The sequence below is a fragment of the Roseateles sp. genome, from assembly GCF_965229315.1.
Classification (GTDB): Bacteria; Pseudomonadota; Gammaproteobacteria; order Burkholderiales; family Burkholderiaceae_C; genus Pelomonas.
The window spans coordinates 937,063-955,898 of sequence record NZ_CBDDJA010000001.1; the positions used below are offsets into that span (position 1 = coordinate 937,063).

The window sequence follows — 18,836 nt, forward strand, 5'->3', positions numbered from 1 at the left end:
CCCCTCCGGCAAAACCGGACATCCGAAACCTCAGGACGTTCCCACCCTTGATCTGCGGGGCGCCCCCAAGTCTTTGGGGTGGGCGGGGCCGGCGTGGGCGCGGCCCAATGCCGTGCATCCCAATTTCACGGACACCGCCATGCGCCGACTCCTCACCGCCCTCGCACTGCTGGCCCTGGGCACCGCCCACGCCGGCACCGTCTACACCTCGCTGTCCGCGTGGCAGCTCGCCGTCAGCGGCCCGGTGCAGACGCAGGATTTCTCCGGCTACCCGGCCGGCACCGACCTCACCGGCACGGCCGTGCTGCCCGGCGTCACGCTGAGCAGCAATGCCGGCGCGGTGCAGGTGTGGGTCGGGGCCACGCAGCCGCGCGCGGCGACGTTCGGCAACGCCGCTCCCGGCACCACCTACTACGACGTCACCTACGCGCTGCCCTACCTGGCCGTGGCGCTGGACATCATGGATTTCGAGTCCGACCCGAACCATCCGCTCTCCACGGCCATCGACCAGGGCCTGCTGACGTTCTTCTTCAGCGACGGCAGCAGCCAGAACCTGGCCATCGCCGGCGGCGACGGATCGGCGATCTTCATCGGCATGGTCTCGGACGTCGCCATCACGTCGGTGCGCTTCTACGAGGCCCACGAGGGCAGCGGCAACAACGAGGAGTCGAGCCTCGACAACCTGCGCGTGGCCATGCCCGGCGCCGTCAACGAGCTGCCCCTGCCCGGCACGCTGCCGCTGGCCATGCTGGCGCTGCTGGCCGTGCCGGCAGCTCGCCGCCGCCGCTGAGCCTCAGTCCGGCGCCGGCAGCGGCGTGATCGGCGCCAGGTGCGGCACCTCGTCGTCCGTCCACAGCCGCAGGTGCGCCACGAAGTGCTGGCCCGAGCCGTCCTCCAGCCCGAAGCTGCCGCTGTTGCCGGGCGCCACGTCCAGCGTCATCTGCAGGCCGGCCAGGTACTCGCACTGCGACTCGCTGGCGTACACGGGCACGCCGCACACGTGGCCGAGCTGGCGGTCGCCGGCGTTCAGCTGCAGCTCGTGCACCGCGAAGCACATGGGCGCGCTGCCGGCGCAGCAGCCGTGCGACTGGTAGAACAGCAGCTCGCCGTGCTGGCGGCGCAGCTGGGCGATCAGCGCCTGCGCGGCTTCGCTGGCCTGCACGCGGGGAATGAAATCGGTCATGGCGGCTCCCTCTCGACCCAGCCACAAAAAAGGGCGGCCGATGCCGCCCTGATCTTCGCAGCTCAGCTCAGAAGAAACCCAGCGCGTTGGGGCTGTAGCTGACCAGCAGGTTCTTGGTCTGCTGGTAGTGGTCCAGCATGGCCTTGTGCGTCTCGCGGCCGATGCCCGATTCCTTGTAGCCGCCGAAGGCCGCATGCGCCGGGTAGGCGTGGTAGCAGTTGGTCCACACGCGCCCGGCCTGGATGCCGCGGCCCATGCGGTAGGCGCGGCTGCCGTCGCGGCTCCACACGCCGGCGCCCAGGCCGTAGGGCGTGTCGTTGGCGATGGCCAGCGCATCGGCCTCGTCCTTGAAGGTGGTCACGGCCAGCACCGGGCCGAAGATCTCCTCGCGGAAGATGCGCATGTTGTTGTGGCCCTGGAACAGCGTCGGCTGGATGTAGTAGCCGCCGGCCAGGTCGCCGCCCAGCTGCGCGCGCTCGCCGCCGATCAGCACCTTGGCACCTTCCTCCTTGCCCAGCGCCAGGTAGGTCTGGATCTTGTCCATCTGCATGGCCGAGGCCTGTGCGCCCATCATGGTGTCGGTGTCGAGCGGGTTGCCCTGCTTGATGGCCGCCACGCGCTTGACGGCGCGCTCCATGAACCGGTCGTAGATGCTCTCCTGGATGAGCGCGCGGCTGGGGCAGGTGCACACCTCGCCCTGGTTGAACGCGAACAGCACCAGGCCCTCGATGGCCTTGTCCAGGAAGGCGTCGTCCTGCGCCATCACGTCCTCGAAGAAGATGTTCGGGCTCTTGCCGCCCAGCTCCAGCGTGGCCGGGATGAGGTTGCTGGCCGCCGCCTGGGCGATGACGCGGCCGGTGGCCGTGGAGCCCGTGAACGCGATCTTGCCGATGCGCTTGCTGGTGGCCAGCGGCATGCCGGCCTCGCGGCCGAAGCCGTTGACGATGTTCAGCACGCCCGGCGGTAGCAGGTCGGCGATCAGCTCGGCCAGCAGCAGGATGCTGATCGGCGTGCTCTCCGCGGGCTTGAGCACCACGCAGTTGCCGGCACCCAGCGCCGGCGCCAGCTTCCACGCCGCCATCAGGATGGGGAAGTTCCACGGGATGATCTGGCCCACCACGCCCAGCGGCTCGTGGAAGTGGTAAGCGATGGTGTGGGTGTCGATCTCGCTGAGCGCACCCTCCTGCGCCCGCACGCAGCCGGCGAAGTAGCGGAAGTGGTCCGCCGCCAGCGGGATGTCGGCGTTCAGCGTCTCGCGGATGGGCTTGCCGTTGTCCACGCTCTCGGCGTAGGCCAGCAGCTCCAGGTTCTGCTCGATGCGGTCGGCGATCTTCAGCAGCACGTTGGCCCGCTCGCCGGCCGGCGTGGCGCCCCACTTCGCCGCGGCGGCGTGGGCGGCGTCCAGCGCGCGCTCGATGTCGGCGGCGCCCGAGCGCGCGGCCTGCGTGTAGACCTTGCCGTTGATGGGCGAGATCACGTCGAAGTACTGGCCCTCCACGGGCGGCTGGAACTTGCCGCCGATGAAGTTGTCGTAACGCGGCTTGTAGGCGAGGGGGGCGCCGGGGGTGCCGGGGGCGGCGTAGATGGGCATGCGGTGTCTCCTGAAGGGTTGCCCGGCGTCGTGGCGTGGCGCGGGTCAGCCAAGTCTGCGCAAGCCCCATGCCAGCCGCGGCGCCCGGCGCGCCTTGCCGGACTGTCCCGAAATGGAACGCCCCAGGCACAACGCCGCGACGTGCTGACACACCCTGCTGCGCGCCGGCACAGGCGGCCGGCGGCCCCTCGCGCCCCGGCTACCAGCCCTCCATCCACGTGGTGAGCTGCAGCATGGCCTTGGCGATGTGCTTGTTCACGGCGCTGATGCTAATGCCGTGCCGCGCCGCGATCTGCTCGTAGCTCATGTCGTTCAGCCGGTGCGACAGGAACACGTCGCGGGTCTTCGGGCTCAGGCGAGCCAGGCCCATGCTCAGGCGCGCCAGGCGCTCCCGGCCCAGCACCACGGCTTCCACCGAGGGGGCGAGGTCCAGCAGCACCACGTCTTCCACCAGCAACTGCTCGCCGTGGCTGATGCGCAGGCGGTAGGCGTCGATGGACAGGTTCAGCGCCGTGCGCATCAGGAAGGCCTCCGGCTGCGCCACCGGCTCGCGCGCCTGCTCGTAGCCCGCCAGCCGCACCCAGGCTTCCTGCACCAGGTCCTCAGCCTCGTGCGGGCTGCGGCCCCGTCGCTCCAGCGCGGCGCGGGCGCGCGCCAGCACCGCCTGCCAGTTCCTGGCGACGCCGCCCGACATGGCCGTCAGGCGCCCTGTGCCAGCGCGGCCACCGCCGCGGCCGCCGCCACTTCGCCGAACCGTGCCGGCCGGCTGCGGTCCCACCAGTCGGCCAGCAGGTCGCGGTCGGCGCGCTGGAAAGCCTGCGCGATGAAGTCCGTCGCGGCCGCGTCGCTCGCGAACGGCCCGTGGCGCTTCACCACGCCCGCCATGCGGCCCTGCATCGCCGCGCCCGCCGCCTCCGCCCACGCGAACGCGCGCCGCATGCGCGGCCCGAACGCGCCCGACGCCGCCAGCCCGGCCAGTGTGGCGCGGCGGCGCCTGGGCCTGAAGCGGGCCATGGCGCCGCGCAAGGCCTTGTCATCCGCCGCCAGGGCCCGGATGCGCTCAAGGCCGCGGTCATGCAGGTCCGCGGCGATCTTCTGCGGGCTTGCCGGCCCGTCGTCCCGCCACGCGCCCAGCACGTGGAAGCTGCCGTCCTTGAACAGGCCCAGCGCCCAGAGCCAGTGCGACGTAGCGGTCACATTGCCTTGCCGCACGCGGACGCGCAGGCGGCCGAATTGAACGACCAGGTAGCGGCAGCACAAGGCGTCGCCGAACCAGGCGGTGGGGTCTCGGAGGATGTAGCGCATCGATCACCTCGCTCGGTGTAACGACTTTCGTGACGACGAATTATGCGTCTGTTACGAGACTCGTGACATGCCTTTAGCGGAAAACCCAACAACCACCGTCTTCGGCTGCCGCATGCGCGCCAGACGCGAGGAGTTGGGCTGGTCCCAGGAGAAGGTGGGCGTGCTCATCGGGATTGATGAGTCGAGCAGCAGGGCCCGGATCAGCCGCTATGAACTCGGTGTGCATGAGCCGCCAGTGGCTACGGCAAGACTGATCGCGGATGCGCTTGGTGTCTCGCTGCCCTATCTCTATTGCGAAGACGATTCGGTCGCGGATTTGTTGCTGGCCCTGCATCAACTTCCCGAAGAGCGGCGAGCGCATCAGGCGAAACAGTGGCTGGCAAAGATCGGTTAGATCAAGGACGGCTGCCCGTCTGTCGGGGGTAGTACTTGCGTCAGCTTTAGGCTGGTTGCAGCCGTTCGGATCCGCTAGGCGAGGGGCGGCAATGTGCCCAAAGCTGAAACTGCCGAGCCACACAACAGGCTGTCCGCCAGCCTTCCAGTTTTGGTGGGTTTGATCGCCGCAGCCGCCGGTCCCGGTCATTCGTGTCTGGAGACCGCTGCACAACTGACGTCGGTATGAGTGGCGAGCAGCCGGTGCGGAGAGCATTTCGAGATGCGCAATCGAGATCGCGTTTTCGGGCTGTCATAAGCCATTTCGAGCGTCTGCCCGAGGGCCTTTGGCCCTTCAGGACGGACTACTGCCTGGGCACGGTTGCAGCCGTCCGCTTTGCAGCTTCCTCATCGCCTTGAGCAGGTTCACGCCGAGCGCCGCCCACGCCATCTGTGCCTGCGTCTTGGCCGCTCCGAAGTACCGCGCCCGGCTCAGGTGGAAGCGCCGCTTCATCGTCCCGAAGCCCTGCTCGACCTTGTAGCGCAGCGTGGCGATGGCCCGGTTCATCTGGGTTTGCAAGGGATGCACCGGGTGGCCCCGGCTGCCCTTGAACTGGATCAGATCGCCGATCTTCTTGCCCTTGAGGTACTCGCGGTTGGCCGCACTCGCGTAGCCCTTGTCGGCCAGTACGCCCTCAGGCTGCATACCTTGCTCAATGAGCGCGTCCACGATGGCGGGCAGCTTGTTCACCTCGGCTTCGTTGGCGGGGTGCACTTGCACGTGTTCGACGTAGCCGTCCTCCGTGTCCACCGCGCTGTAGCCGCGGTACCCGAAGAACGCGTCCTTGCCCTTCTTGACCCAGCGCGCTTCGTCGTCGGCGCTGTCCACCACGTCGGCCTGGCCGTCGTCGTCGACCTCGACGTGCTGGTTGGGCCGCGCGGCACTCTCGATGATCGTGGCGTCGATGATGGCACCGCGGCTGCCGGCCACCTTCAAGCCCCGGCCTTCGAGTTGCACGTTGACCCGGCGCAGCAGCACCTGGTCAAGCTTGGCCGTCACCAGGCGGTTGCGGAAGCGGCAGATCGTCGTCGCGTCGGGGAAGCTGCCGTCACCCGGCTCGAAGCCGGTGAACACCATGAAGTCCAGCCGCACCTTCAGTGCATGCTCCAGCTGCGTGTCCGACAGGCCGTGCCACTGGCCCAGCAGCATCAGTTTGAACATGGACAACGGCGTGTACGGCTCAGGGCCGGCGCCATGCGTGGCCTCACGCTTGTACAGACCTTTGAGCTTGTGCGCGATCTCGGCCCAGTCCAGCAACTCATGCAACTTCATCGTCGGCGAGTCCTGGACCAGCGGCTTCGCACCCATCAGGAAGAAGCTGTCCATGCCTGATTTCAGCCGATCTCCCGGCGCCGCGCATCAGGGAAGTTATGCAGCGGTCTCGTCTGGTCGGCTGAGTGACCGTTGCACATCCAGGACCGGACGTTCGTCGAAGCTATCCCTGCGAAGCCTGAGTTTCTGCACCCCAGGCGGCCAACGCAGCTCTGAAGAGCTTCGAGATGGCGCTATCGACCCATGGCAGTCGCAGCCCCAAATGTCGCGGGCGCTATGGATTGATTATTCTTTTGTGAGTTCTGAACATCGGCGATCACCCCGAATCCCCAATGTTCATGCGGGTCGGCGGGTTCGGCAGGGCCGATCACATAGCCGCGCGCAAAGTGCTTCGGCTTCGCCCCGGCGCTGCCTGCAGTAAGGCAGGCCACGCGAACGAAGACGCAGTGCCTGCCCGAGTGCTGTGCAACGGCGTGTCCAGTTCGCCTCGTGCCACCATGCAGCGCAGCACCGGCTTGCGGCTGGCCCATTTCGTGCTCGCATTCCAAGTCTCTTCCAGTCCGAGCCTGGCAAGCACGTCGGCGGCCGTGGCCACATGCTCGGGTCCGCCGCTGTGCGAGGCGCAGGCCAGGGCAGGCTCCTCGTCGGTCAAGTCTCGGCCTCGCCGCTGGCCGAAAGCGGAGGGCCTGCAGCAGGTTGACGGCCGAGCGTGTGAACGCCGGCCGATCTATGTCGCCGAACGCCGTGTGCACGGCGCCCGCGGCGTCGACGATGGCCTGGCCGCCCAAATGGCGGGATTCGACGACGCTGCCGCGCAGGCCCCGATCAGGACGGAATCCTTTCGCGCCAGTTCAGACGCGGAATCCGCAGTCAAGGTACCACTGCCATGTCGATGACTCGAGCATGTGCTCGCTCGGTGAATTGACCTGAATAGGCGGTCTGAAGATCAAAAGTGGCCATGGCCTGTGTCAAGGTAGCTGCCGCCCAGGTAGCGGAATCAAAGCCTGCCGTCGGCACGTCCAGTGACCAGTTTTGCTTAGGCATGAGCTTCAGGTCGTCAGCTACCGCACCTGTCAGAGGGGCTGCCAACTGTTCGACGTCGATTTCCGACCGCTGTCCATGCGTAGCGCGCATGGACAGCTGCTGCGAAACTCTATTCACGTTGTATTCCTCGTCCTCCTTAGGGCCCAAGCCACCGCCACCGGAGTGTCGGAACTCAAGACTAAAAACTTGTTGGCCATTCATGTTTCCGACCATTGTGACATCCCCATTTCCATGGCGGTAGACGTCTATCGTCTCGAAAGCAGGTAATTGCGAGAGTGGAAGTTCGAGGGCGTTCCCACCATATGTGTTGTTTTCAAGCGTGAAACTGCCCCCGCCAGCTAAGGCAGCGCTTTTTTCCCGGACAGCCGCCTCAACCGCGTTTGCATATGCTTCAGCCGATGCAGCATCGCTCCCGGAAATCCTCATCTGAGATGATAGTTCCTGAGAGAGATTCTTCTGAAGTGCCGTCCAATTTATGTCGTGGGACTGGAAATATTGTTTTGATGCTTGGTAGTAGGCTTGAATTTCTGCATTATTCACTCCGCCCCAGTTCATGCCGAATGACGTGCCGACGATGAATTGCCATGCGATTGAATCAGCTTCATTATCGTAAAAGGCATACGATGAGACGTCTCGCGAGTTCGCATTCATCGAGTCGACCCATCGCTGCTTTATCGCATCAGTATGTGTCGCGTGGCCGTACTCGTGATAGAAAAGCCCGCTTAACGCGCTCTTGTAGTCGGATGCTGCAGCGTATGCGCTAACTGCTGCGTTTGAAATATATATTGTTCTATTGGTTGGGTTGAATTCCGTGCGACTGGGGTGGAGTTCCACACTAATGCCGGACCTGGTAAGACCATCAAAGATTACTATTCCAAGTTCGTCTTGTTGTGATACAAGAGTTTCGCGAATCGCTTGGCGTAGCTCAGCAGTATTGGCAAAAGTTGTCATGACGCAAAGAAAGTTTGAAAAACTATGGATGTGATGCAGTTGCGGCGGTTTTCCGCATCTGAATCGGCCTCAATGGAGATATTGTAAGAATCCTGTGCGTTCCCTCCCTTAAAATAGAATCGAGTTGAGCGCCACATAGATAGTTCAGCCGCAATTTCCTTCGGCTTGTCCCCTATGGAGGCGACTGGTACAGGTGGGACGCCAAGGTCAAGATCTTGACGAAGCGCCCTGCGAAATTCGGAGTAGGTAACGCATAAAGATTTCGCTGGGGATAGAATAGCTCTTTGAATTCTTTGCGCCTTGCCAGGATCAAAGATGTCGTGAATCTCAGCAACGTTCGGCTCGAGCAAATCCCCTCGAGTCTTGCGGCAGTTAGAAATTCCTATCTCTCGGCGGTTGCATATGTAACCAGCTCTCTCAAATAGGTCTGATATGGCGGCTGATTGTTGCTTTCGAGCGAGCGATTCCGCCCCACTTATAATAGCTAGCAATTGTTTCTCCTCTTCGCCGCCAATTGCTATTCCGGGAAATGCCATTGCAAAAAATAGCCAATGCTTTACTGGTTGAATTTTCATTGTCTTTCGCGTGAATGTTGATTGCAAGTTCAATTTCGGTAATCGGCGCCTCAGCAGAATTAACAGTTCGGCAGACTCATTTTTGCACTGCGAGCTCATGTCGGCAGTTGCATTTATCAATGTCACAGAATCTCGGTTGGTGTTCATTTTTCTCTCGCGAAATGTTAAGGCGACTTTTGCAATAAATTCCCCGAGAATTTAAGCCGCAGGGCTGGGGTATATTTTATCAAGCCAAATCCGCGCCTAATGTAGCGCTGTCCGCTCCGGTATTTAAACCCGCTCCAAACAGTTACTCGAGTCATCTTTCGGCCACCAAAAGGAAGGTGTTTTAGGCAGGCGGCTGCTGGGGGCCGAGGCGCCTGTTCCCTATGTTGCACAGCTCTATCAGCAGAGCAGAAAGCTAATCGAATCCCGTCTTGGGTTTAGTTGGCGGGCCGCATTAGCAATAGAGTGCCACAGGCGCTATCAATATCGATACCTCATCAGATTATTCATATTTAAGCTGTTCCGTCTTTTGGTCGTTGGACGCACCTCACCGCTCGCCCAAGCTTTCATCGAGATGCTGCTGCACAGGGCTGAGCAGGTAATCGATAACGCGGCGCTTGCCGGTCTTGATCTCAGCGGTGATGTTCATGCCCGGGGCCAGCTTGATGCTCTTGCCGTCGACGTTGATAGCTGCCTGATTGAGCACCAGCGTTGCCGGGAAGATTGCGCCACGCTTCTCGTCCTGCACGGCGTCAGCCGTGATGCTTTGCACTTGCGCCTGCACCGTGCCGTAGCGCGTGTATGGGAAGGTTTCTAGCTTGATGGTGGCCGCCTGATCGCTGCGCACAAAGCCGACGTCCTTGTTCTCCAGCACCACTTCGGCGGTGACTTCGGCGTCGTCCGGCACCAGCACAAGTAGCACCTCTGCTTCCTTGACGACCCCGCCGGTGGTGTGCACGGCCAGTTGCTGCACGGTACCGGCCACGGGAGCCGTCAGCCGCGTGAGCGCATTGCGCTTGTCGGCCTTGGTGCCCTCTTCCGCAAGCTGGCGACCCTTGAGCCCGGCCTGCGCCTCGCGGTCCTTGAGCGTTCTAATAGTTTCTGCCCGGTAGGCGTTGAGGCCTTGCTCGGCTTCATTCAGTGCCGCTTTGGCCTCAAGCAGGCGCGCCTGGGCGGTGGCCAGATCGCGCTCCAGTTCGATGCGTTCACGCATCCGATCCTGGCCGGCATGGCTGGCAACAAAGCCTTGGCTTGCAAGCGAGTTGAAGTCCTTCTCACGCTGCTGTGCCAGTGGCAGCGTCGTCTGGAGCTTGGCGACGTACTGCTCAGCCGTGTCGATCTCGGCCCTGCGCCGTGCTGCTTCGGCGGCGAACTTGGCGAGCTTGGCGCTGATGTCGGCCCACTCGCTTTGCAGTTGTGCCTGGACTTCGGCGCGGTCTGCCGCACTGAGCCCATTGAGCGAGGCTGGGCCAAGGATTGGTGCAGTGCCGCGCGTCAGTGCTGCGAGCAAGGCCTGGGTGCGCAGGGCCTCTGATGTTGCCGAGCTTCGTTCCTCACCCACCCGGGCGCTGTCGGCGGCGGTGAGGGTGCTGTCTAGCTCGATAAGCAGGTCGCCCGCCTTGACCTTGTCGCCGTCCTTCACGTGGATGGCCTTGACGACACTGGTCTCCAGCGGCTGGAGGGTTTTGCTGCGCTGGCTGACGATGATGCGGCCCTCTGCCACGGCGACGATGTCGATATGTCCGAAGCAGGCCCACAGCAGCGCGATGGTGAAGAGCGAGCAGATGGTGATGATGGCCCGGCGAGGGGCAGGATGAGGCGGCGTTTCCTGCAGCGAGATGGCCGACGGCAGGAAGGCTTGCTCGTCGAGCATGCGCCTGGGCCCGGCGAGTTCGTCGCGGCGATCCCAGGCGGCCTTGAAGACGGCGCGATAGCGGGCCAGCAGTTCAAGAACCGGGTGACGCGGGGCCTCTGCGGTTTCCTGCCGGACCGAAGCAGTGGTCGTGCTCATGCCATCGCTCCTGCAGCCGAGCCGTCCTGCATGCGCCAAAGGTGAGCGTAGAGCCCCTTGGGTTTGGCGAGCAACTCATCGTGGTTGCCCATCTCGACGATGCGGCCCTTGTCCATCGCGATGATGCGGTGTGCATGGCGCACGGCGCTCAGGCGGTGGGCAATGATGAAGACCGTGCGGCCCTGGCAGATGACGCGCATGTTCTTTTGGATGATGGCCTCGCTCTCGTAGTCGAGGGCGCTGGTGGCCTCGTCGAAGATCAGGATGCGCGGCTGGCTGAAGAGGGCTCGGGCGATGGCGACGCGCTGGCGCTGGCCACCTGAAAGGCTGCTGCCTTGTTCGCCAACGATGGTGTCGTACCCTGTGGCAGCTCGGTGATGAACTCGTGCGCGCCAGCGAGCTTCGCCGCGTGGATGACGGCCTCCAGGGGAGCAGCCGGGTCCGCAATGGCGATGTTCTCGCGCACGCTGCGGTTGAAGAGCATGTTCTCCTGAAGCACGACGCCGACTTGCCGCCTGAGCTTGGCGGCGTCGACGAGGGCGATGTCTTGGCCGTCGACCATGACGCGCCCACTGTCGGGCACGTAGAGGCGCTGAATCAGCTTGGTCAGCGTGCTCTTGCCGGACCCGCTGCGGCCGACGATGCCAATGACCTCGCCCGGCTCAACGTCCAGGCCGACGCCGTGCAGCACGGGCTGGGCGTCGGGGCGGTAGCGGAAGGTCAGGTTGTCCAGCGTCACGCGGCCCTGCAGGCACGGCAGCGGGCTGACGCTTTGAGGCGGCAGTTCGGTGCGCGTGTTGAGGATGTCGCCCAGGCGCTCCATCGACAGGCCGGTCTGCTGGAAGTCGGTCCACATCTGCGCGATGCGCATGATGGGCTGCGCCACGCGGCCAGCGAACATGTTGAAGGCGATGAACATGCCGACGCTCAAAGCGCCTTCCATCACCAGGTGGGCGCCGTACCAAAGCGTGGCGGCGTTGACGACCTTGCCGATGAGGTTGATGCCCTCATGGCCGTACTGGGCCAGCGTCTGAGTGCGAATTGCCGCGCTGACGTAAGCAGCGAGCTGCTCGTCCCAGCGGCGGGCCATCTGCGGCTCCAGGGCGCTGGACTTGACGGTCTGGATGCCGGTGATGGTCTCAACCAGGAGGGACTGGTTCTCGGCACCGCGGGCGAATTTTTCGTTCAGGCGGCCGCGCAAGACGGGCACGATGCTCAAGGAGAGGATCAGGTACAGCGGCAAGGAAGCCAGCACGATCAGCGTCAGCGGCACGCTGTACGCGAACATGACCGCGATGAAGATGACCGAGAAAAGGACGTCCAGCACCAGAGTCAGGGCGTTGCCGGTGAGGAACTGGCGGATGTTCTCCAGCTCGCGCACCCGAGCCACCGAGTCACCCACGCGCCGAGCCTGAAAGTACACCAGCGGCAGGTTCAGCAGATGTCTAAACAAGCGGGCGCCCAGCTCGACGTCGATGCGACTTGTCGTGTGGCTGAGCACGTAGGAGCGCAGCACGTTCAGCACGCTCTCAAACAGCATGATGACGACCAGGCCAATGACGATGACGTCCAGGGTCTTCATGCCGCGGTGCACCAGCACCTTGTCCATCACCACTTGGAAGAACAGCGGCGAGACGAGCGCGAAAAGCTGCAAGAAGAGCGACACCAGCAGCACCTCGCCCAGCAGCTTGCGATGTTTGACGATGCTTGGAATGAACCAGGAGAAGTCGAACTTCGCCAGTGCGCCAGCAAGGCTCGCCCGGCTGGCCACGAGGATGAGCTCGCCGGTCCATTCAGAAGCGAAGACGTCCAGCGGTTCGATGGTTGGCCGGGCCGCTTGTGCGCCGTCGATGGCGCCAGCTGAAGGGTCCATGAAAAGGACGCGCTGGCCGTCGCATTGCGCCAGTACAACGACGCGGCCGTCATTCATTGTGGCTAACGCCGGCAGTGGGACCAGCGTCAGCCTGCCGCTTGAGCTCTGAGTGGGTTTGGCTTTGAGGCCGAGATGCTTCGCCGCGAGCAGCAGGTCCCGCTGAATGACGAGGTCGTTCTCGCCGAGGCCCAACTCATGACGCAGCGCGTGCGGTTCGGCGGCCACATGGTGCAGGCGGGCAAGGATGCACAAGGCCTGAAGGGCTGCATTGACAACTTGCTGCGGCGCAGCGGCTGCGGATACCGCAGCACCGCTATCGGCCAACACACCATCGCGAGAAGCGAAACGAGCCGCCCCTCGCACTCCCTCGACTGCTGACATTTTGAATGCGCCCTATACCGGGCTTCTGATTCACAACGGCCGCAATGTAGTAGGCGCCACGGCTAAAGGCGACCCCAAAAATTACTACGGGCAACCCCTGTCGCCGATGCAGCGATCACCCTAGCAAGTGCGTCAACGCGGTAGACAACGAACGAGGCCAGATAGGCCAGCGAGAACAGATAGCTCTCTGCGATTAACGATATCGATAGCCGGCCCTCCTTGCTTGGTGGCCGCCAGCGTCGTTATGCATTGCGGCGCAAAAACACATCAGGCTAGCAGCGAAAGCGCAGTCGCCAGGCTCACAGTCTTGGCGATAACAGGATCAACACAGCCGCGGTGTCGGCGCCGGCGGCTGACAGAACGTAGATGTGCTGTAGGGGCGGATCCCCCTTGCATCGGTTAAAGACTTACACCACGTTCAGGGGCATCACCCCGGATGACATCAGGTTCCTCAAGACCGGTCGTTTGAAGCAGGCGGCAGGGTGGCGCGTGAATGACTGATTTGTGCCTGGACCTGGGACTTGGCTCTGGAATGACCGATGGCAGATACACGACGCGCCCCCTCCGTGGTTGATTCCGAAAGTCGTCTATGGGCACATTGCTGACAGCCCGCTCAACAAGCCGAGGGGCGGCAACCGCTGCAAATCCGGCGCTCGCCAAGGCTGCTTCTAGTGAAGTTGTATCGCGCACGAAACCGCGCCTCATTCACGCTGGCGAGCTTGGACGCACCGCACTGCGTGCCACATCTAAGTTGAAAGCGCAGCGCCCGTCACGCCTCTGAATTGCAGGTGCTTCGTTGAACTAAAGGCCGACTTGTGGTGACCGAAGTCACCCGTCACGCAGACTTGGCATGCATGGCTCGTCACGCCCTGTTGTGCGCCTCGCCATGAACTTGCTCCACGTGTCTCCCGCCACCCCACCCACCTACCGCGACCAGCGCTTCGCCCGTCAGGGCAGCATCGCCGCCAGCACGCCGTCGCGGCGCACGAAGTGATGGAACAGTGCGGCCAGCGCGTGCAGGCCGGCCAGCCACATCAGCACGTCGCCCAGCAGGCCGTGCACGTCACCCCAGTCGGCCAGCCCGCCCAGGCGCGAGCCGGCAATCCACGGCAACTGGTCCACCCGCACGCCGCCCAGCAGCGTCAGCGGGCGGCCCTCGCTGCCCAGGGCCAGCAGGGCGGTGGCCGGCAGGGCCAGCAGCAGCGCCCACAGCGCCCCGTGAACCAGGCGCGACAGCGCCTGCATCCACGCCGGCATGTCGAACTGCGGCTTGCCCGGGCGCAGGGCTACCCACAGCAGGCGCAGCAGCGTCAGCGCCAGCACCAGCAGGCCCAGGGACTCATGCCAGACGATGCCCGGCCGCGTGGCCGGGTCCACGCCCTGGCGCATCAGCCGGCTGAACCCGCCCGGGCCCAGGATGAAGGCCACGGTCACGGCGATGGCCGTCAGCCAGTGCAAGGCACGGCTGAGGGGGGCGTAGCGTGGCGCAGTGGGGTGGGCCATGGGGACTCCGGGGGAAGTTCAGGGCATTGTGTCGGTGCGCCAAGGCGCCAGCCCATGACGCGCATCAAGTGAAAGCGCTTGAGGCGCGGGCGCCGCCCCGCACGGCCTGGCCGCCTACAAGCCGCGTGCCGGCCGCCGCATAGATTGAAGCGCTGTCACTTTGAAAGCCTGCCATGCGCGCCCTGTTCGTCACCACCAGTGCCACCCAACTCGCACCCGACCACCCGACCGGCCTGTGGCTGGAGGAGTTCGCGGTGCCCTACCTGGCGGCCATCGAGGCCGGCATCGCCGTCACGGTGGCCTCACCCAAGGGCGGCCAGGTGCCGCTGGACCCGAAGACGGAGCCCAGCGACAAGGAGCGCGACACCTGGGCCCAGCCGCTGGCAGCGCTGCAGCACAGCGTGACGCTGGCATCGGTGCAGGACGAGACGTTCGACGCGGTGTTCATCCCCGGCGGGCACGGCCCGATGGTGGACCTGGCCCAGGATGCGACCCTGCACGCGCTGGTGGCGCGGCACGACGCGGCGGGCCGGGTGATCGCGGCCGTCTGCCACGGCCCGGCGGCGCTGGTGCATGCCCGGCGCGCCGATGGCCAGCCGTTCTTCCAGGGCCGCCGCGCGACGGGCTTCACCAACGCGGAGGAATTCCTGGCGCGGTTGAAGGGCGTCGTGCCCTTCCTGCTGGAAGACGAGATGAAGGCGGGCGGCGCCGATTTCCATTCCGCGCTGTTGCCGATGCTGAGCCACGTCGAGCAGGACGGCAACCTGATCACGGGCCAGAACCCGAACTCGAGCGAGGCCGTGGCGAAAGCGCTGGTGGCGGCGCTGTCGCCACGCTGAAGCGGCTCGGCACGGGCGTGGGGGTTCTTGCCGTGGCGCGCGCTGTTCACGCTTCAGCAACGGCACTGCGCCAAACCCGCCGTCCGAAAGCAGTCGACCGGCTTGTTTTGATGCAGCGAGAGGATCAAAATCGCATCATCATTGATGACGGAGTTGTGTATGCGCACCACCGTGACCTTGGATGACGCCCTCTACGAGCAAGCGCTGGAAGTTGCCGACCCCGACATGGACAAGGCCGACCTGTTCCGCGAGGCGGTCAAGACCTTCGTGCGCGTTCAGGCAGCCAAGCGGCTGGCAGCACTCGGCGGCAAGGCGCCGGCCATGAGCGATGTGCCACGCCGCCGCGACGCCCCCCTCGAATGACACAGGTGCTTGTCGACACGTCGGTGTGGATCGATCACTTCCGGCAGCACAACGCCGACCTGGTTGACCTGCTGGCGCTGGACCGGGTGGCCTGCCACCCCATGGTGTTGGGCGAAATCGCCTGCGGTACGCCGCCCATGCGTGCGCAGAGCCTCGCGGACCTCGCGCGGCTGCCCGCAGCCCAGCAGGCCAGCACGCGCGAAGTGCTGGCGTTTGTTGAGCGCGAACACCTGTTCGGCCTCGGCTGCGGCTGGGTGGACGTCACGCTGCTGGCCTCGGCCCTGATGACGCCGGACACCGAGTTGTGGACGCTGGACAAGCGCCTGGGCGCCCTGGCGGAGCGCTTCGGCGTGATGCACCGGCCGGCGCTGCACTGATTCCGGACGACGCCCGTGCCGCCGGCGATATCACCCGTCACGCAGAGCTGGCATGCTTGGCGCGTCACGTCCCAATCGCCGCCTCACATGCTGCCGCTCCGCTCCACCCATTCAGCCCCGCCCGCCGACCGCGACCAGACCCTGGGTGAGGAAATCGCCAACGCCATCAGCCACGGCCTGGGCGTGGTGCTGGCCATCGCGGCGCTGCCCATCCTGGTGATCCGCGCCATGCACCACGGCGCCGCGGCCGATGTGGCGGCGGCGGCGGTGTTCGCGGCCACGATGATCCTGCTGTACGGCGTGTCCACGCTGTACCACGCGCTGCCCAGCAGCCTGTGGCAGGGCCGCGCCAAGGCGCTGCTGCTGCGCATGGACCATGCGGCCATCTACGTGTTCATCGCCGGCAGCTACACGCCGTTCACGCTGGGCGTGCTGCACACCGGCCCGGGCGTGACGCTGCTGATCGCGGTGTGGGCCGCAGCGGCGTTCGGCGTGGCCATCAAGCTGCTGAACCGGCTGCGCCACCGCCTGGTGTCCACGGGGCTCTACCTGGCGATGGGCTGGGTGGTGGTGTTTGCCGCGGGGCCGCTGATGGCCAACGTGCCGGCCACGGGCCTGGCGCTGCTGGTGGCCGGGGGCCTGAGCTACACGCTGGGGGCGTTCGTCTTCCTGCTGGACAACCGCGTGAAGTACTCGCACTTCGTGTGGCACCTGTTCGTGCTGGGCGGCAGCGTGTGCCACTTCTTCGCGGCGCTCTGGTACGCCTACGGCTGAGGCCGGCGCAGCCGGACAGAATGCACCCCATGCGACACCTGCTGACCGCGCTCTTCGTGGCCCCGCTGCTCGGCTGCGCCGCCCCGGCCCCGCTGCCCACCGTGCCCGCGGTGGACCTGGCCCGCTACGCGGGCGCCTGGTACGAGATCGCGCTGCTGCCCAACCGCTTCCAGCGCCAGTGCGTGGCCGACACGCAGGCGCGCTACCGACCCGACGGCGAGCGGGTCGCCGTGGAGAACCGCTGCCGCACGGCCGACGGCAGCGTGGACAGCATCCGCGGGCATGCCAAGGTGGTGGAGGGCAGTGGCAACGCCAAGCTGCGGGTGACGTTCTTCTGGCCGCTCTACGGCGACTACTGGGTGCTGGCGCTGGACGCGGACTACCGCCAGGTGCTGGTGGGCGCGCCGAACCGGCAGTACGCCTGGGTGCTGTCGCGCACGCCGCAGATGGACGAGGCCGCGCTGCAGGCGCTGCTGGACCGCGCGGCGGCGCTGGGCTTCGACAAGGCGGCCTTCCAGCGCACGCCGCAGACGCAGCCGCTGGACTGACCGCCCCCCGCCATGGCCGCCCCATCGCCCCCCTCGCACCTGGTACCGGCGCAGCCGGGGGCCACGCGGCGCGACTGGCTGTCGGCGGGGTTGTCCGCAGGCGTGGGCCTGGCCGTCGGGCGGGCCGCCCACGCGCAGGCGGCGCGGCCGGTGGTGCCGCTGGCGCTGTCGCTGGCGGTCAACCGGGCAGTGATGGAACCCTTCCTGGCGCGGCTGGCGCAGGCGGCGGAGCTGGCGTGGGACTTGTCGTTCGTGCCCTTCTCGCGGCTGCTGAAGATGGTCGAGCGCGGCGAAGCGCTGGGCTTCGGCGTCGCCTACTCGCCGCAGCGCGGCGAGCGGCTGGCGTTCTCGCAGGTGCTGTTCGCCAGCGGCGTGTGGACGATCAGCCGCCGCAGCCAGCCGGTGGACGCGCGCACGCCGGCCGACCTGAAGGGCCTGCGCGTGTGCGTGGTGCCGGGCCTGGACTACGGCCCCGAGCTGGAGGCGGCGAAGGGCCGGCTCTTCGAGCCGCAGGGCGCCGCGGGCGACTTTGCCAGCCGCCTGCGCATGCTGCAGGCCGGGCGCTGCGACGCGCTGCTGGCCACGCAGCCCAACGACGACGTGCACCTGCTGGAGCAGCGGGTGCGCGACGCCGGGGGCGAGCTGGCGTCGCTGGTGCTGGGCCGGCGGCCCATCGTCGAGCAGCCGGTGCAGATCGCCGTGGCCCGCGGCTGCGACCTGGCCGCCCACCTGCCACGCATCGACCAGGCGCTGCACACGCACGCGGCGCCACTGCGGCGGCTGCTCGAACAGCCCGGCTGAGCGTGCGGCCCGCCGCCGCGACGGCATGTCGGCTGACGAGGCGACCGGGTGTGTGCCGCGCGCGCCTGCGCCGGGGCGATGCGCAGAATGCAGGGTCAGTCACCCTGCGCCGAAGCGCCCGCCCGCCATGTCTGTGCTGAAGCTCTGCCTCGTCGTACTCGCTGCGCTCGTGCTGGGAGGCACGCTGGCCGCCTGCTCGCCCGTGACGGCGCTGAACGCGCTGGCGCCGAGCGACACCTACACACGCACCAGCGTGGCGTACGGCAGCGGCTCGCGACAGATGCTGGACGTGTACCGCCCCACGCGCACGGCGCCCGCGGGCGGCTGGCCGGTGGTGGTGTTCTTCTACGGCGGCTCGTGGAACCAGGGTGAGCGGGGCGACTACACCTTCGTAGGCGAGGCGCTGGCGGCGCACGGCATCCTGACGCTGGTGGCCGACTACCGCCTGTACCCGGAGGTGCGCTACCCGGAGTTCCTGCGCGACAGCGCCGCGGCGCTGGCCTGGGGCCTGAGCCACACGCAGAACCTGGGCGGCAACCCGAAGCGCGTGCACGTGATGGGCCACAGCGCGGGCGGCTACAACGCCGCGATGCTGGCGCTGGACCCGCGTTGGCTGGCCGAAACCGGCCACAAGCCCGCGGAGCTGGCCGGCTTCATCGGGCTGGCAGGGCCGTACGACTTCCTGCCCATCGAGAACCCGGACGCGAAGCCGGTGTTCTTCCACCCCAACTACCCGCCCGGCACGCAGCCCATTGCCTACGCCGGCCCGAACGCGCCGCCCACGTTCCTGGGCGCCGCCAAGGAAGACCGCCTGGTGAACCCGCAGCGCAACACCGTGGGCCTGGCCACCCGGCTGCAGGCCGCGGGCCGGCCGGTGACGGTGAAGATGTACGACCGCGTGAGCCACGTCACGCTGATCGGCGCCTTCGGCCGGCCGCTGCGCTGGCTGGCGCCGGTGCTGGAGGATGTGTCGGACTTCGTCAACCAGCCGCCGCCCTGACGGCACGCTGCACGGCGGCCCGGCCCG

At 66.0% G+C, this 18,836-nt stretch carries 18 protein-coding genes and 2 pseudogenes; 9 read left to right on the forward strand and 11 right to left on the reverse strand.

Annotated features, from left to right (window positions below):
* Positions 1-139 precede the first annotated feature (139 nt).
* A complete protein-coding gene (locus ACO07H_RS04305; protein WP_422011473.1) occupies positions 140-790 on the forward strand; it encodes a hypothetical protein in 651 nt (216 codons plus the stop codon).
* A 3-nt stretch (positions 791-793) separates the two neighbouring features.
* On the opposite strand, the gene ACO07H_RS04310 is transcribed toward ACO07H_RS04305, so the two are convergent.
* The 4 genes from ACO07H_RS04310 to ACO07H_RS04325 form a co-directional block, all read right to left on the reverse strand.
* A complete protein-coding gene (locus ACO07H_RS04310) occupies positions 794-1,183 on the reverse strand; it encodes a DUF779 domain-containing protein (RefSeq protein WP_422011475.1) in 390 nt (129 codons plus the stop codon).
* A 67-nt stretch (positions 1,184-1,250) separates the two neighbouring features.
* Positions 1,251-2,774, reverse strand: a complete 1,524-nt coding sequence (locus ACO07H_RS04315; protein WP_422011477.1) for an aldehyde dehydrogenase family protein — start codon at positions 2,772-2,774, stop codon at positions 1,251-1,253.
* Between the two features lie 199 nt (positions 2,775-2,973).
* Positions 2,974-3,468: an RNA polymerase sigma factor gene (locus tag ACO07H_RS04320; protein WP_422011479.1), complete on the reverse strand. Its 495-nt coding sequence runs from the start codon at positions 3,466-3,468 to the stop codon at positions 2,974-2,976.
* Positions 3,469-3,473: 5 nt separating this feature from the next.
* Entirely contained in the window at positions 3,474-4,079 is a 606-nt protein-coding gene (locus ACO07H_RS04325) for a hypothetical protein (protein ID WP_422011481.1), read from the reverse strand.
* A 67-nt stretch (positions 4,080-4,146) separates the two neighbouring features.
* Here ACO07H_RS04325 and ACO07H_RS04330 point away from each other — a divergent pair, with 67 nt between their 5' ends.
* Complete coding sequence (locus tag ACO07H_RS04330; protein ID WP_422011483.1) at positions 4,147-4,473, forward strand: helix-turn-helix domain-containing protein; 327 nt, start codon at positions 4,147-4,149, stop codon at positions 4,471-4,473.
* Between the two features lie 333 nt (positions 4,474-4,806).
* Here ACO07H_RS04330 and ACO07H_RS04335 read toward each other — a convergent pair whose 3' ends face one another.
* The 7 genes and pseudogenes from ACO07H_RS04335 to ACO07H_RS04365 all read right to left on the reverse strand — a co-directional run bounded on the left by ACO07H_RS04335 (position 4,807) and on the right by ACO07H_RS04365 (position 14,107).
* Complete coding sequence (locus ACO07H_RS04335) at positions 4,807-5,838, reverse strand: IS5 family transposase (RefSeq protein ID WP_422011485.1); 1,032 nt, start codon at positions 5,836-5,838, stop codon at positions 4,807-4,809.
* Positions 5,839-6,151: 313 nt separating this feature from the next.
* Positions 6,152-6,602: pseudogene (locus ACO07H_RS04340) on the reverse strand (asparaginase).
* 52 nt (positions 6,603-6,654) lie between these two features.
* Positions 6,655-7,779 carry a hypothetical protein gene (locus ACO07H_RS04345; RefSeq protein ID WP_422011488.1) on the reverse strand — a complete coding sequence of 375 codons (1,125 nt, stop codon included), beginning with the start codon at positions 7,777-7,779 and terminating at the stop codon, positions 6,655-6,657.
* Positions 7,776-8,501 carry a hypothetical protein gene (locus tag ACO07H_RS04350; RefSeq protein WP_422011490.1) on the reverse strand — a complete coding sequence of 242 codons (726 nt, stop codon included), beginning with the start codon at positions 8,499-8,501 and terminating at the stop codon, positions 7,776-7,778. The genes ACO07H_RS04345 and ACO07H_RS04350 overlap by 4 nt, the downstream gene beginning before the upstream one ends.
* A 385-nt stretch (positions 8,502-8,886) precedes the next feature.
* A complete protein-coding gene (locus tag ACO07H_RS04355) occupies positions 8,887-10,350 on the reverse strand; it encodes an HlyD family type I secretion periplasmic adaptor subunit (RefSeq protein ID WP_422011492.1) in 1,464 nt (487 codons plus the stop codon).
* Positions 10,347-12,604: pseudogene (locus ACO07H_RS04360) on the reverse strand (type I secretion system permease/ATPase). Before ACO07H_RS04360 ends, ACO07H_RS04355 begins: the two are co-directional and overlap by 4 nt.
* Positions 12,605-13,552: 948 nt before the next feature.
* On the reverse strand, positions 13,553-14,107 hold the full coding sequence (locus tag ACO07H_RS04365; RefSeq protein ID WP_422011494.1) for a cytochrome b/b6 domain-containing protein: 555 nt from the start codon (positions 14,105-14,107) through the stop codon (positions 13,553-13,555).
* Between the two features lie 173 nt (positions 14,108-14,280).
* Between ACO07H_RS04365 and ACO07H_RS04370 the strand changes: the two genes are divergently transcribed.
* The 7 genes from ACO07H_RS04370 to ACO07H_RS04400 all read left to right on the forward strand — a co-directional run bounded on the left by ACO07H_RS04370 (position 14,281) and on the right by ACO07H_RS04400 (position 18,809).
* Complete coding sequence (locus tag ACO07H_RS04370) at positions 14,281-14,946, forward strand: type 1 glutamine amidotransferase domain-containing protein (protein WP_422011496.1); 666 nt, start codon at positions 14,281-14,283, stop codon at positions 14,944-14,946.
* A gap of 159 nt (positions 14,947-15,105) precedes the next feature.
* Positions 15,106-15,309: a type II toxin-antitoxin system VapB family antitoxin gene (locus tag ACO07H_RS04375; protein WP_422011498.1), complete on the forward strand. Its 204-nt coding sequence runs from the start codon at positions 15,106-15,108 to the stop codon at positions 15,307-15,309.
* Positions 15,306-15,686, forward strand: coding sequence for a type II toxin-antitoxin system VapC family toxin (locus ACO07H_RS04380; protein WP_422011500.1), 381 nt, complete (start codon positions 15,306-15,308; stop codon positions 15,684-15,686). The genes ACO07H_RS04375 and ACO07H_RS04380 overlap by 4 nt, the downstream gene beginning before the upstream one ends.
* A gap of 87 nt (positions 15,687-15,773) precedes the next feature.
* Positions 15,774-16,460: a PAQR family membrane homeostasis protein TrhA gene (trhA, locus tag ACO07H_RS04385; protein ID WP_422011502.1), complete on the forward strand. Its 687-nt coding sequence runs from the start codon at positions 15,774-15,776 to the stop codon at positions 16,458-16,460.
* Positions 16,461-16,489: 29 nt separating this feature from the next.
* On the forward strand, positions 16,490-17,008 hold the full coding sequence (locus ACO07H_RS04390) for a lipocalin family protein (protein WP_422011504.1): 519 nt from the start codon (positions 16,490-16,492) through the stop codon (positions 17,006-17,008).
* Between the two features lie 12 nt (positions 17,009-17,020).
* Complete coding sequence (locus ACO07H_RS04395) at positions 17,021-17,809, forward strand: substrate-binding periplasmic protein (RefSeq protein ID WP_422011506.1); 789 nt, start codon at positions 17,021-17,023, stop codon at positions 17,807-17,809.
* A 127-nt stretch (positions 17,810-17,936) separates the two neighbouring features.
* Positions 17,937-18,809: an alpha/beta hydrolase gene (locus tag ACO07H_RS04400; protein ID WP_422011508.1), complete on the forward strand. Its 873-nt coding sequence runs from the start codon at positions 17,937-17,939 to the stop codon at positions 18,807-18,809.
* Positions 18,810-18,836: the final 27 nt, after the last annotated feature.